The organism is Hallerella porci (assembly GCF_003148885.1).
In the GTDB taxonomy this organism is placed as follows: Bacteria; Fibrobacterota; Fibrobacteria; order Fibrobacterales; family Fibrobacteraceae; genus Hallerella; species Hallerella porci.
Window position 1 is genome coordinate 81,168 of sequence record NZ_QGHD01000009.1, and the last position, 14,769, is coordinate 95,936.

9 protein-coding genes are annotated in these 14,769 nt (G+C 47.0%); 8 read left to right on the top strand and 1 reads right to left on the bottom strand.

The annotated features are described in order from the left end of the window. Nucleotides 1-2 precede the first annotated feature (2 nt). The 8 genes from B0H50_RS06305 to B0H50_RS13785 all read left to right on the top strand — a co-directional run bounded on the left by B0H50_RS06305 (nt 3) and on the right by B0H50_RS13785 (nt 13,426). Nucleotides 3-1,742 (top strand): glycosyltransferase family protein, encoded by a 1,740-nt coding sequence (locus B0H50_RS06305; RefSeq protein ID WP_109587434.1) that lies wholly within the window; start codon nt 3-5, stop codon nt 1,740-1,742. Between the two features lie 19 nt (nt 1,743-1,761). After that, nucleotides 1,762-3,000: a M16 family metallopeptidase gene (locus tag B0H50_RS06310; RefSeq protein ID WP_106199578.1), complete on the top strand. Its 1,239-nt coding sequence runs from the start codon at nt 1,762-1,764 to the stop codon at nt 2,998-3,000. A 10-nt stretch (nt 3,001-3,010) separates the two neighbouring features. After that, nucleotides 3,011-4,342 (top strand): UDP-N-acetylmuramoyl-L-alanine--D-glutamate ligase, encoded by a 1,332-nt coding sequence (murD, locus tag B0H50_RS06315; RefSeq protein WP_106199575.1) that lies wholly within the window; start codon nt 3,011-3,013, stop codon nt 4,340-4,342. A gap of 512 nt (nt 4,343-4,854) precedes the next feature. Further along, nucleotides 4,855-6,210, top strand: coding sequence for a signal recognition particle protein (gene ffh / locus B0H50_RS06320; protein ID WP_106199572.1), 1,356 nt, complete (start codon nt 4,855-4,857; stop codon nt 6,208-6,210). A 74-nt stretch (nt 6,211-6,284) separates the two neighbouring features. Beyond that, complete coding sequence (locus tag B0H50_RS06325) at nt 6,285-7,142, top strand: DUF3078 domain-containing protein (RefSeq protein ID WP_106199569.1); 858 nt, start codon at nt 6,285-6,287, stop codon at nt 7,140-7,142. Nucleotides 7,143-7,240: 98 nt separating this feature from the next. Beyond that, nucleotides 7,241-11,104 (top strand): phosphoribosylformylglycinamidine synthase, encoded by a 3,864-nt coding sequence (purL, locus tag B0H50_RS06330; RefSeq protein WP_106199566.1) that lies wholly within the window; start codon nt 7,241-7,243, stop codon nt 11,102-11,104. Between the two features lie 124 nt (nt 11,105-11,228). Next, complete coding sequence (gene thrS / locus B0H50_RS06335) at nt 11,229-13,166, top strand: threonine--tRNA ligase (RefSeq protein ID WP_109587435.1); 1,938 nt, start codon at nt 11,229-11,231, stop codon at nt 13,164-13,166. A 125-nt stretch (nt 13,167-13,291) separates the two neighbouring features. Continuing rightward, complete coding sequence (locus B0H50_RS13785; RefSeq protein WP_269843927.1) at nt 13,292-13,426, top strand: hypothetical protein; 135 nt, start codon at nt 13,292-13,294, stop codon at nt 13,424-13,426. Between the two features lie 120 nt (nt 13,427-13,546). Here the strand turns inward: B0H50_RS13785 and B0H50_RS06340 are convergent, their stop codons facing one another. Next, nucleotides 13,547-14,638: an AIPR family protein gene (locus tag B0H50_RS06340; RefSeq protein WP_146193697.1), complete on the bottom strand. Its 1,092-nt coding sequence runs from the start codon at nt 14,636-14,638 to the stop codon at nt 13,547-13,549. Nucleotides 14,639-14,769: the final 131 nt, after the last annotated feature.

A 14,769-nucleotide genomic window follows, 5' to 3' on the forward strand; every position in this document is an offset into this window, starting at 1 on the left:
TCGTGCAAAAAATTAAAAGTTGGCGCGTAGAAATTATCTGCGTCCTATTGCTTCTTCTTTGCATTTTCTTCGGAACAAAAATTTCGCCGTCGATTTCGGATGTTAAACTGATTCAAAAAGATTCAGAATCTGCGGAAAGTTTACCGATTAGCGAAGAAGTCGGCGACAATCAAAATTTCCAAGTTTCGATGCATTATTCGCCCGGAATTTTTTCAAAAGCAATTTGGAAAATTACTCCCGACGATTGCTTGAATAAAATCAAAGTCGGTACGCAAATTTTTTACACCGATACGATTCCGGGACATTGCAATTATGTGAACGGTTTTAGTATTTCTTCGGCAGATTTTTTGCGTGAAAAGCAAGAAGAAGAAACGGACCTCACATTCTTCTTGAAAAATAACGGTGGACCTGGTGGCATTTCGATCGCTTTGCAATCGGCGAGCGTTTTTTTCTTCGGTTATTTGACGATTACATTTTTTATTTTCGGCGTTTTGCTTTTTTGTTTATTGCATCGATTTAAAATCCCGACGCCGTTTGCGTTTGCGATTGTAATCGCTACCCTTTTGCATGGAATTTATGCCTTGAATACGCCGCATACAGTGCGTGCGCACGATGTTGAAGGCCATGTGAATTACATCAAATATGTCGCGGAAGAATTAAAAATTCCCGCAGATAATGATTGCTGGACTTGTTATCAGCCGCCGGTTTATTATACGGCGATGGCACCGATTTGGACGATTGCCAATTTTTCTCACATCGATTCGACTAAAGCAATTCAGTGGGCGAGCGTCATCCTGTCCTTCTTACTCATGACTTTTGGCTTTGTTTGTTTCCGCAGTTTTTTAACCGGAAAAATTTTATGGGCAGCGACTTTACTTTGGCTATTTTGTCCGATTGGATTTTTAATTGCGCCGCGAATTGGAAATGATCAATTTTTCTTTGCAGCGCATGCGTTAACGCTGATGGGCGTGATGCTTTATGCGAATAATAAAAGCTCGAAATTTTTACTGCTCGCAGCGATCAGTTGCTGGATTTCTTTTTGGAGTAAATCGACGGGTTCTGTAACGGTTGCCATTTGGTGCATCGGTTTTGTCGTCGGCTATGTGACGCGCGATTCTTGGAAAATGAAAAAGTCCGAATATGCGGCAATCATTATCATGTTATTCCTTTTTGCCGGAATGATTTTACGATTATTCTTTGGAAAAGAAATCGTCGGCAATGCAGAATCATTACATAGTGGATTGGCTATTTCGGCAGCCCCAATCAATTTGCTTGTTTTTGATGTTTTAGACTTTCTAAAAACGACTTATACATCGGCTTGGAATGATGAAGGTGGCAGGCAATTCTTTATCAATTACATGGCGAAGACTTCGCTCTTTGGCGAATTTACTTTGACGAGAACACCGTTTGGAATTTGGTGCGCAACTCTTTTGAATTTGAGCGCTTTTGTACTTGCGATTTATGCGTTCGTCGGATTTTGGAAACACAAATTTTCCAAAGCGACTTTGATTTTAACTGCACAAGGAATTTTATTTTTCGCAGCGATGGCGTTTTTGCGAATAAAAATTCCGTATGCTTGCAGTTCTGATTTTCGCTATGTCATGCCGATGCTTTTATCGTTTATTCCATTTGTTTCGATGGGAATTTTCAAAGAAAATTCTTCGACAAAATGGAAAAATTTAGGCGTTGCGATGACGATAATTTTCTGCGCTTCATCGGTTTTGTTAATGCTTTCCCTTTAATCATTTCTAATTTAAAGTCATGTTTCGACAAAAAATTTTTCGCACGGAACTTTCGAATGGCATTACCGTTCTCACGGATTGGATGCCGCATGCGTATTCGGCGAATGTGGGCGTTTGGATTCCGCGTGGCTCGCGCCATGAAACGAAAGAAATCAACGGGCTCGCGCATTTTTATGAACATTTAGTTTTTAAAGGAACCGAAAAACGTTCGGCTTTTGAAATCGCGCATACGATTGAAGATCGCGGTGGAAATTTAGAAGCTTACACGACGCGGCAAGAGACCGGATTTTACGCACAAGTCATGCGCGAAGATGTGCCGCTCGCCGTCGATGTTATCGCCGACATGTTGATGAATCCGACTTTCGATTCTAAGGAAATGGAAAAAGAACGCAAAGTCATCATCGAAGAAGTGCATAGTTACGACGACATCGCCGAAGAATGTGCGGGCGATCTTTTTAATGCGTTGCATTACAAAGGCTGCGGACTTTCGCTTCCGATTGCGGGAACAGCCAAAACGGTGAAAGGACTTTTGAAAAGCGGCATGCTCGAATACGAGCGGCAAGTGTTAGAAGATTTGCCGTTAACCGTTTGCGCTTCGGGCGCAGTCGATCATGAAAAACTCGTCGAATTAGTAGAGAAAAATTTTGAAAAGAAAAAATCGGCGAAGCATCCGTTTGTCAATTTGTATCGGGCGAATGCAGGGCAGAAAGAAAAATCCAAAGAAGAATTGAGCCAATCCAATCTTTTCTGGGGAACGAGTTTTGACGCTTCGGAAGGAAGTGTCGAATTCTTGCGGGCGCTCGGACTTTTTAATGTCGCCTTTGGCGCAGATATGGGCTCACGCCTTTTCCAAAAAATTCGCGAAGAACGCGGGCTCGCTTACAGCGTTTATTCGATGACAGATGTTTACACGGATGTTTTCGGCTGGGGAATTTCTCTCGCAACGGCTCCGCAAAAAATGGATCTCGCCCTTTCCCTTGCGCAAAAAGAATTGGAAAAATTTTTGAAAAATGGATTTGAAAAAGGCGAACTTGAACGCACAAAAATGAATGTGGTCGGTGGACTTCGCATCGGCGCAGATAATGCGGAAAAACGTTTAATGCGCCTCGCCGATCAAGAATTGCATTTAGGAAAAATTTTCACCATGGCAGAAACGGAAAAGCAGGTCTTAGCATTTGACGAAGAGCGTCTGATGGAACTTTTGCGCAATGCTTTTGAACACGCACCGTTTGCGACGGCGATTGTAAAACCCAAATAAGGAAAATTTTATGCAGAAATTAGCAGGCCCTGTCGGGATTCTCGGATTTGGAATTGAAGGCAAAAGTACTTTAGATTATCTCGTGCGAAACGGCGAAAAAGAAATCGTCGTCATGGACAAAAATCCGGTGACGTTACCCGCGCTTCCGAGCGATGTGAATGTGAAAATTTTCACCGGCGAAAAATATTTGGACGGTTTAAAAGATTCTGTGACCGTCGTGCGTTCGGCGGGAGTTTATCCGCTTTCGAATGAACTCTTCCGTTTTCAAATGAACGGCGGATCTCTCACAAGTCAAATCGAAATTTTCTTGAATGAAACGAAATCGAAATCGGTCGTCGGCGTCACAGGAACTCTCGGCAAAGGCAGCACCGTGAGCATGATTCGTCATGCGTTAAATGCGTGCAAAATTCCTTGCATTATCGGTGGAAATTTTGGAGTTCCCGCGTTGGATTTGTTAAAAGATGATTCGCCCGAACGCATTTCCATTTTGGAACTTTCTTCGTTTCAGTTGATGACTCTTCCGGTTTCGCCGCATGTGGGCGTTGTGCTCCGCGTTTCGACGGAACATTTGGATTGGCACAAATCCGTCGAAGAATATCGCGATGCAAAAGCGAATTTAGTCCGCTGGCAAAAGCGAAAAGATTATTGCGTTTATATTCAAGATGCAGCGCCGTCGGCTGCGATTGCTGCACAGTCGGGCGCACAAAAATTGAGCTATGGCACAAAAGATGCCGATGCGATTTTTTCTTCGGATTCGCTTTCGATTGACGGCTACGAATTAAAACTTTCGGATTGTAAAATCCGCGGCGCTTATCAGTTAGAAAATATGGCGGCAGCACTTCTCGCGGTGAAGGCGCTCGGCGCCGATGTGCCCACCGCTTTGCAAGCGTTAAAATCTTACGAATCGTTACCGTTCCGCATGGAATTTAAAGGCGAAAAAAATGGCATTGAATTTTATAATGATTCGTATGCGACTCGCCCGGATGCGACGATGGCCGCAGTAAAAAGTATGCGTCGTCCGTTTGCTTTAATTCTCGGCGGCTCGGAAAAGAACGCAGACTTTACCGAACTTTCTAAACTTCTCGTTTCGCTTCCGCAATTAAAGAAAATTTCCCTCATCGGCGCCACAGCAGAACGGATGCTCGCCTCGTTGAACGAAGCCAATGCGCAAATTCCGATGCACATTTTCCCCAATTTAGACGAAGCCTTTGCCGATGCGTGCAGCCTTGGCGCGGGTTCCGCCGTTCTCCTTTCCCCTGCCTGCGCAAGTTTCGGACTTTTCAAGAACTATAAAGTCCGCGGGGAAAAGTTTAATGAACTAGTGAGTTTAGTTAGGAATTAGGAAGGAGAGCCCACTTCTTCGAAGTGGGCTGCCCATTTTCTGAAGCAAAATAGGATGTTATTTCTCATTTTTTCTCGTGCAACGCTGCATGAACACTTCAAAAGGGATTTGAACATTCTGTGCAACGCTGCATGAACACTTCAAAAGGGATTTGAACATTCCGCGCAACGCTGCATGGACACTTCAAAAGGGATTTGAACATTCCGTGCAATGCTGCATGAACACTTCAAAAGGGATTTGAACATTCCGTGCAACGCTGCATGAACACTTCAAAAGGGTTTTGAACATCCTTGCAACACTGCATAACCACTTCAAAAGAATTTTGAGCTATTCGCATAGACTCGATGAGGCTTTTCCCGATTTTTTATGCAATCAATTCTTTCGTGAGCAAGTAAAATCAACTCAACAACTCAACCTTTGCACTTTCTCCGCGCGCCATTTCATTTCTCGCTAGCCGAAGGCGGAGCCGTGCGAACTCATTTCTCATTTTAATTATATTTTGCCGCACTATGATGTTTTCACAGCTGACAGACTCTTTGGAATCGACTCTTAAAAACCTGCGAGGACAGGGAACTTTAACCGAAGAAAACGTAGCGGATTCGCTCCGCGAAGTGCGCCGCGCTTTCCTCGAAGCCGACGTAAGCTTTAACGTGACCCGCGATTTTGTGAAAGCGGTCAAAGAAAAAGCGATGGGCAAGGAAGTACTGACTTCGGTGACGCCGGGACAGCAGATTGTGAAAATCATCCACGATGAATTGGTGCAGGTGATGGGCGGCGAAACGAAAGAACTCGCCCTCGCTGGGAAGCCTCCTGTCGGCATTATGATGGTCGGTTTGCAAGGTTCGGGCAAGACGACTTTTGCTGCAAAAATTTCCCTCTACTTGCGCAGTAAGCGGAAGAAGAAACCTCTCCTCGTCGCCGCTGACGTTTACCGCCCCGCAGCTATTAAACAGCTGCAAGTTCTCGGCAAATCGATTGGCATTCCGGTTTACGACGAAGGCGAAGGCAACCCGGTTGAAATCATTCAGCACGGTTACGAATACGCCGAAAAGAATGGTTTCGATGTGGTCATTTACGATACCGCAGGCCGTTTGCAAATCGACGAAAAGTTGATGCAAGAATTGGAAAAAGCCCGCGATGCTGTGCACCCCGAAGAAATTCTCTTCGTCGCCGATGCGATGATCGGTCAAGAAGCGGTAAATGTTGCGCAAACTTTCTTCGAACGATTGAATTTTACAGGCGTTTGCCTTTCGAAAATGGATGGCGATGCCCGCGGCGGTGCGGCGCTTTCGATTAAGAAAATTACAGGCGTTCCCATTTGCTTTATCGGCGTCGGCGAAAAGCCCAACGAAATTGACCTCTTCCATCCGGATAGAATGGCAAGTCGAATTCTCGGCATGGGCGACGTGGTTTCTCTCGTTGAAAAAGCGCAGTCGGTCATCGATGAACGCGACGCCAAAGATTTGAAGAAGAAAATCCTGAATAATACTTTTGACTTGGACGATTTTCTGCGTCAACTGCGCACGATTAAAAAGCTCGGTCGCTTAAAAGATATTTTAGGACTTATTCCAGGACTCAACAAACTCCCGCTCGATAAAATCAACGAAAAAGAAATGGTTTACGTCGAAGCGGTTCTGAGTTCGATGACGCCGAAAGAAAGAAAGCATCCGAATCTCATCAACGGAAGCCGCAAAGCTCGCATTGCAAAAGGTTCGGGAACGGATGCTGCCCGCGTCAATCAAGTTCTTCGCCAATTTGAAGAAATGAAAGAAATGTTCAAGAAAATCGGATCGATTGCGAAAAAGCAAAACGGAGGCAATCCGGTCGGTTCGAATTATACCCCGCCGAAGAAGAAAAAGAAACGTTAAATTTGAAGTGGGTCACATTTCAAAATTCTTTACTCTTTACGGATGCGATTTTCTGAACTAATTTTGGAGGCACTATGAAATCCATGAAACTTTTGGCTCTTGCCGTTTCTCTTTTCACCGCGACTTCTTTTGCAGAAGACGGTATGTTCTCGGACGCTCTTCCCAAAAACTGGAATGCCGACGTGCTCGCTGCAGCTCAGTTTACGCGTCATCATTACAGCAACTGGAATAATGGTGCCGACGGCGGTAACACGAATGTTTGGCTTCTCAAATATGACGCCGATGTGACCGGACATTTCTCGCATTTAGATTGGCGCACCGTCGTGAAACTCGAATGGGGTCAAACCTATATGAAGGGGACGGGAACCCGCAAATCCAGCGATAAAATTTTCATCGAATCGACTGTCGGCGAAAATGATTTCAAGCCGTTTGAACCGTATGCAGGTGTGCGTTTTGAATCGCAATTTGCGAAGAGTTACACTTACACCGATTCGACGAAGACTCCGGTTTCTTGCTTTATGGATCCGGGTTACATTACTCAAATGCTCGGTGTGGCATTCGTCCCGAACGATAACTTTAGACAAAGCTTTGCGTTTGCAAACCGCATGACCGTTTCGGATGGTTACGGTTGGGCAGATGATAAAGACACGAAAAAGATTGAAAAGTTCCGCGATGAACCGGGCTTAGAAAGTGTGACGGAATACAAAATTTCCCTTTCTTCTTTGGCTTCGTTCAAGTCGCGTCTTTGGGCTTTTGTCAATTTCAAAGGCGTTGATGAAATCGACGGCAAGTGGGAAAATAATTTAGATGTGACCATCGCTCCGCTGATTGTTTTGAGCGTCGGCGTGGAAGTCGCTTACGATAAAGACATCGACGAAGATACGCAATACCGCGACGCTGTGACTCTCGGCATTACGTGGAGATGGTTCTAAAGAAAATTCGGAATGAGAAATTCAACGAGGCGCCTTCGGCGCCTTTGTTTTTTTTATTTTTGGGGTGGTAAATTTTTCCTTTTTCACAAGGTAGCGTTATGATTATTCTTCGCGGTTCGCCAGCTCTTTCCGCTTTCCGGATTCAGAAACTTCTTTCCGATTTTCAGCAAGAATCCCTTCCGGTAAAGGGAATTTACGCAGAATTTGTCCACGTGGCAGATCTCGATTCGGAACTTTCTCGTGAAAAGAAAGAAACTCTTGAAAAAATTTTGACTTATGGTCCTTCGTTGGAAGCGAAAAATCCCGAAGGCACTTTGTTCGTCGTCGCTCCGCGTCCGGGAACGATTAGCCCGTGGAGCTCGAAGGCAACGGATATCGCGCACATTTGCGGCCTCGCCGAAGTCAAACGCATTGAACGCGCTATCGCTTATTATATCGATTTTAACGGCGGCGTTACCGAAGAAATTTCGCAAAAAGTCAAAGCGAAAATTCACGACCGCATGACGCAGAAAGTCTTCCAAGCTTTTAATCAGTTGGGAGTTCTCTTCCTTCACGAAGAACCGAAAAAATTGGTGGAAGTTCCGATTCTCACCGAAGGGCGTAGCGCTTTGGTCCGCGCTGACAAAGAAATGGGACTTGCGCTTTCTCCGTCCGAAATGGATTATTTGCTGAGCAGCTTTACCGCGCTCAAACGGAATCCGACCGATGTAGAACTTTACATGTTCGCCGAAATGAATTCCGAACATTGCCGCCACAAAGTGTTTGGCGCCGAATGGACAATCGACGGTGAAAAGAAAGATTTGTCGCTTTTCCAAATGATTAAGAACACTTACAAGTTGCATTCGACCAATATCTTGTCGGCGTATAAAGATAACGCTGCGGTGATGGACGGTGCAGCAAAAGCCGGTCGGTATTACGCAGATCCGAAGACGAATAAATACGATTGGCACGAAGAACCGATTCCGGTTTTGATGAAAGTGGAAACGCATAACCACCCGACGGCGATTTCTCCGTTCCCAGGTGCTGCAACAGGAAGCGGCGGCGAAATTCGCGATGAAGGCGCAACAGGTCGCGGTTCCAAACCGAAGGCTGGTCTCACCGGCTACAGCGTTTCGAATTTGAAAATTCCGGGTTACGAACAGCCGTGGGAAAAGAACTTTGGCAATCCGTCGCGTTTGGCTTCGCCTCTCGATATTATGATCGAAGGTCCTCTCGGTGGCGCTGCGTTTAACAATGAATTTGGTCGTCCGAATATTCTCGGTTACTTCCGTACTTTCGAAGAAGAAGTGCCTTCGACAAAGGGCAAAGAAGTTCGCGGTTATCATAAGCCGATTATGCTCGCTGGCGGTCTCGGCAACATTAAACAAGAATTTATCGCCAAGGGAAGCATTCAACCGGGTGACGCATTGATCGCTCTCGGCGGTCCTGCGATGCTTATCGGTCTCGGCGGCGGTGCCGCAAGTTCTGTCACAAGCGGAAGCGGAAACGAAGATTTGGATTTTGCGAGCGTGCAACGCGGAAACCCCGAAATGCAACGTCGCTGCCAAGAAGTCATCGATCGCTGCTGGGCTTTGGAAAAAGAAAATCCGATTTCGTTCATTCATGACGTCGGCGCAGGTGGACTTTCGAATGCTTTCCCCGAACTCGTCAACGACGGCAATGTCGGCGGTAAATTTGAACTTCGCAAAGTGCCGAACGATGAACCGGGAATGAGCCCGTATGAAATTTGGAGCAATGAATCGCAGGAACGTTATGTGATTGCAGTGCCACAAGACAAGCTCAAAGTCTTTGACGAAATTTGCAAACGCGAACGTTGCCCGTATTCGGTCGTCGGAACAGCTGTCGCTGATAAACATTTGACTTTGACGGATTCGCATTTCAATAATACGCCTGTCGATATGCCGTTGAACGTTCTTCTCGGAAAACCGCCGCGGATGATTCGCGATAATCATTCGGCAAAGCGCCCGCTTCCGTCGGAACCGATTCTCAAAAATCGCAGCGTAAAAGAAATTGCAGAACGCGTTCTCGCAAACCCGAGTGTCGCAGACAAAACATTCCTCATTACGATTGGTGACCGCTCGGTGACCGGAATGATCGCTCGCGATCAGATGGTGGGGCCGTGGCAGGTTCCGGTGGCAGATGTTGCGGTAACGACTGCAACTCTCGATTCTTACGAAGGCGAAGCGATGAGCATCGGCGAACGCGCTCCGGTCGCTTTGATTTCGGCTGCGGCAAGTGCTCGCATGGCTGTCGCAGAATCGCTCACGAATATGGCTGCGGCAAGCGTCGCTGACATGGGCCGCATCAATCTTTCTGCAAACTGGATGGCTTCGCCGAATTACGAAGGCGATGGCGCTGATTTGTATGAAGCGGTAAAAGCAATCGGCATGGAACTTTGCCCCGAACTCGGCATTACGATTCCGGTGGGAAAAGATTCGATGAGCATGAGCACCGTCTGGGAAGACAAAGACGGCAAGCACAATGTGACCGCTCCGATTTCCGTTGTCATCAGCGCATTTGCGCCGGTAGCAGATGCCCGCAAAACATTAACGCCGGTTCTCGAAAAGAAGCCTTCGCGTTTGCTTTTGGTGGACCTTGCCCGCGGCAAGAATCGTATGGGCGCATCGATTGCAGCTCAAGTTTTCTGCGAACTCGGCAATGTTTCTCCGGACGTCGAAAGTGCCAAGGAATTGCGCGCCTTCTTCGAAACGGTGCAGAAACTCAACCGCGAAGGAAAGCTTCTCGCTTACCACGATAAGAGCGATGGCGGTCTCTTTGTTACCGCACTCGAAATGGCATTTGCAGGCCATACCGGCGTTACATTGGATATTTCCAAACTCGCAGGAAGCGATGTCGATGTTCTCTTCAACGAAGAACTCGGCGCAGTGCTTCAAGTGGCAAATGAAAACGTGGATGCGGTGAAGGCTGCATTCGCGGCAGCGGGATTAGCCGATACCGTAAGTGACATCGGAACTTTGAACGATTCGTATCAATTTATCGTCGGCGATTACCGCGAAGATATTTCGAAACTCCGTTCGATTTGGAGCGATACCACGCGTCGCATCGCGGCGCTCCGCGATAATCCGGCTTGCGCCGAAAGCGAATATCAGTTGAAACTCGAACAGAATGACCCGGGCATTACGCCGAAGGTTACATTCGATATGCAGCTGAAGAAAGATTACGCAAGTCGCCCGAAGATGGCAATTCTCCGCGAACAAGGTGTGAATGGCGAAGTTGAAATGGCTGCGGCCTTTGACCGCGCAGGCTTTGAATCTATCGACGTGCACATGACCGATATTTTAAGCGGACGCGTTTCGCTCAAAGATTTCCAAGGTCTTGTCGCTTGCGGTGGCTTTAGCTATGGCGACGTTCTCGGCGCCGGCGAAGGCTGGGCAAAGAGCATTCTCTTTAACGAAAAAGCGCGTCAAGAATTTGAAGAATTCTTCCATCGTAAGAATACATTCACCTTGGGCGTTTGCAACGGCTGCCAGATGGTTTCCAATTTGAAGGATTTGATTCCGGGCGCAGAACATTGGCCGCGTTTTGTGCAAAACCTTTCGGAACGTTTTGAAGCGCGTTTTGTCAGCCTCAAAGTCGAAGAAACGCCGGCAGTTCTTCTCAAAGGAATGGCGGGTTCTGTTCTCCCGATTGCAGTTGCACACGGCGAAGGTCGCGCGGAATTTGCAAGCCGCGAAGCCGCAGAAGCTTGCGTCAAATCGGGCTTGGTCAGCCTCCGCTATGTCGATGGCAATCACGCTTACACGGAACGCTATCCGTTAAATCCGAACGGTTCTCCGTTTGGCATTACCGGCCTCACGAGCAAAGACGGCCGCGCGCTCATCATGATGCCGCATCCGGAACGCGTCTTCCGCACCGTGCAATACAGCTGGCATCCGGCGGATTGGGGCGAAGATGGTCCGTGGATGAAGCTCTTCCGCAATGCCCGCGAATTTGTGGGTTAAGCTCTGCGAAAAAATTCACCAAGCCTCCGAATTTCGGAGGCTTTTTCATTGCTATATTATCGCCACCGCCAGATGTCGTATTTCTGGGGAACCGGGCGAGAACCGCCCACCAAAGGAAAATATCATGTCTCAAATCGAAATCACTTTCCCCGATGGCTCCGTACGTTCCGTAGCATCGGGCACCACCGGCCTCGAAATCGCGAAAGGCATTTCCGAAGGACTCGCCCGTAAAGCTCTTGGCGTCAAATTGGGGAACAAGGTTCTGGACCTTTCCCGTCCGCTGACCGAAAGCGGCACCATCAAAATTATCACGCCGAACAATGACGACCCGGATGCCTTAATGCTCCTGCGCCACAGCTGCAGCCATGTGCTCGCCGAAGCCATCTGCGATTTGTTTCCGGGGACAAAGTTGGCGTATGGCCCCGCCATCGAAAAAGGTTTCTATTACGATTTGATGACGCCGACTCCGATTAAAGAAGAGGATTTCCCGAAAATTGAAAAACGCATGAAGGAAATCATCAAAGAAGATCGTCCGTTTACCCGTTGCGAAGTCAGCGCCGCCGATGGCCTGAAACGCACCGAGGGCGACAAGTACAAGACGGATAACGCGCAGCGCGCACTCGCCCGCGAAGGCAGCGACGGTACGCTCAGTTTCTACGTGACTGGCGAACCGGGCAAGAACTTTGAAGACCTCTGTGCCGGCCCCCACGTGCCTTCTACCGGCAAACTCAAGAATTTCAAGGTGCTCTCGATGTCGGGCGCCTACTGGCATGGCGACCAGAACTCTGACCAGCTGACCCGTGTGTACGGCACCTGCTTTGCCGATAAGGAAGGTCTCGAAACTTACCTGAAGTTCCTGGAAGAAGCCGAAAAGCGCGACCACCGCAAGATCGGCAAGGAAATGGACCTCTACCACATCGAAGACCATTCTCCGGGCATGGTGTTCTGGCACCCGAAGGGCACCAAAATGGTGAACGCCCTGAAGGACTACATCCGCGGTAAGATTGACCGTCGCGGCTACCTGGAAGTCATCACGCCGGAAATCGTGAACAAGACTTTGTGGATCAAGTCCGGCCACGCCGACAAGTACAACGAGAATATGTTCAAGACGCTGGCGGGCGACGTGGAAATGGCCGTGAAGCCCATGAACTGCCCCTGCCACATCCAGATTTTCAACACGGGGCTCCGCAGCTGGCGCGACCTGCCGATGCGCCTTGCCGAATTCGGTAAGTGCCACCGTTACGAACCTGCCGGTACCATGCACGGACTGATGCGTGTGCGCGGCTTTGTGCAGGACGACGCCCACATCTTCTGTACCGAAGACCAGATTGCAAGCGAAGTGGCTGACTTCTGCGCCCTCGTGAAGGAAATCTACCACGACTTCGGTTTCGACGATATCGTGGTGAAGTTCTCCACCCGCCCCGAAAAGCGCGTGGGTTCCGACGAAATCTGGGACAAGGCTGAAGCCGCCCTCGCCGAAGCCACGAAGCTCGCTGGCCTCGACTACATCCTGAACCCGGGCGAAGGCGCCTTCTACGGCCCGAAGCTCGAATTCACGCTGAAGGACAGCCTCGGTCGTGACTGGCAGTGCGGTACGATCCAGGTGGACTTCAACCTTCCGCAGCGTCTCGGTGCCGAGTATGTCGGCAAGGACAACCAGAAGCACATTCCGGTGATGCTGCATCGTGCAGCCGTCGGTTCCATCGAACGCTTCCTCGGCATCCTCATCGAAGAATTCATGGGCGATTTCCCGCTGTGGCTTGCTCCGGTTCAGGCCCGCGTGCTCCCGATTTCCGAGAAGTTCGTTGACTACGCCAAGTCCGTGGAAAAGGAACTCGTGAACGCCGGCGTCCGCGTGGAAGTCGATGAAAGCAACGAGAAACTCGGCTACAAGATTCGCCAGTGCGAACTGCAGAAGGTGCCGTACAAGATTATTGTCGGCGAAAAGGAACAGGCTGAAGGTTTCATCGCTGTCAACAAGAGAAAGGAAGGCGATAAGGGTCAGATGACCGTCGCCCAGTTCCTCGAAATGACCGCTGAAGACAGAAAGGTTGTGCGCTAGTCAATAACCGAAAAACATTCGGAAACGTAGGTTCCTTTGAGCCTACGTTTTTTTATCGTCGGCGACAACCGCCTAAGGCGAGAGCAGCGGACAAACTTGTTTGTCCATTGCCGAGCCGCAGCAGTTTGGAGTGCGAAGCACTCCAAAAGGAACAGGCTGAAGGTCTCATCGCTGTCAACAAGAGAAAGGAAGGCGATAAGGGTCAGACCGTCGCCCAGTTCCTCAAAATGACCGCTGATGACAGAAAAGTCATCCGCTAATCTGGCATTCGTCATTGCTAGCCCCTGAAGGGGCGAAGCAATCCATGAAATTTAAAACGCAGACTCGATTGAGCCTGCGTTTGCTTTTACGATTTCTTAATCATCTTGTCTAAATGGTCTTTAAAATTCTTTTGTATGATTTTTCGAGGATTGCTTATTCCGTCCCCTTGTCTGTATGTTTGTTCTGCTTTTTTCAACAACGAAATAGAATTGCGTATTTTTTTTCTCCAGATCCTTAGATTTTTCTTTTCGTATGACATAAAGAATATAACAGCATTCTTGTTCGGTAAGAGTATTGTCTGTATTTTTTATTAGGTGGAACAATTCTATCATTGGAACTAGTTGATCTAAATCAAGCGAATCTCCGAAAATTTCATCATAATAGTTTGTGAAAAGTTTCCGTTTTTGATTCGTCACTTTTTCTGGATTACCTTGATAGGCGTATATGATTTTTGCTAGAAGTTCCATTGGTATTCTCTTTTCGTATGTGGCGGAGATTTCACCAACATCTCCCGCTTTTCTCACATACAAAATTCCTTTTTGTTTTAAATAATTCTCTATTTGAATTTGTTTATAATCAATAGATTTCAAGTCACTTACTTTAATTGCATTTTGACTGTTTGTATATTCTGCGATCCGGCTTTTCAAAATACAAGCTCCTTCATCATCATCTGATACTTTGAAAATTCGTATCAAAATTTTTGCCGTTCGTAGATTTTTTATTCTTTCCTCATTGGAAGAATCATTCAGATAATCATATATTGAACGAATTGTTTGGCCTCCATTTACAAGTTGGAAACCCTTTAACGAAAATCGATATTTTGTTTTTGCGTTTTGTTCGGAAACATTTAAATCCGTTGTTACAAAAGTTAGTCCATTGTTAAACATAAAGAAGTTTTCCGGTTCTTCTTTTAATGTTTTTTGAATATTTAGATTGAACGAGGTTTCCCCCAAATATCCTCTAACATTGTCGTAAAGTAATGAAATATCTAAAACGGATTTCTTCACTTTTTCATCATCTTCGATATTGTATTCTTTCGCCAAAGAATCATTTCGCCCCATAATGCGAATCACATCAATCAAGCTTAGTTTAACAACATAGGAATTTTCTGTTGAAAGTTCGTTTCTATTACATTTCAAAAAATCACCTGTTCTTACAATAAAAGAACATTCTTTTTCTTTAGACTCTATCCATAAAACTGTGTCATTCACCACCAAGCATCATTTGAAAAATGATGTAAATTGAGGAACTATGATGACACACGAAGAATATAAAGAGATGATCAAAAAAGCAGCATCTCAGTTCAAAACAGGAAAGCCAATTTTTGGCAAAGACGGAGCAT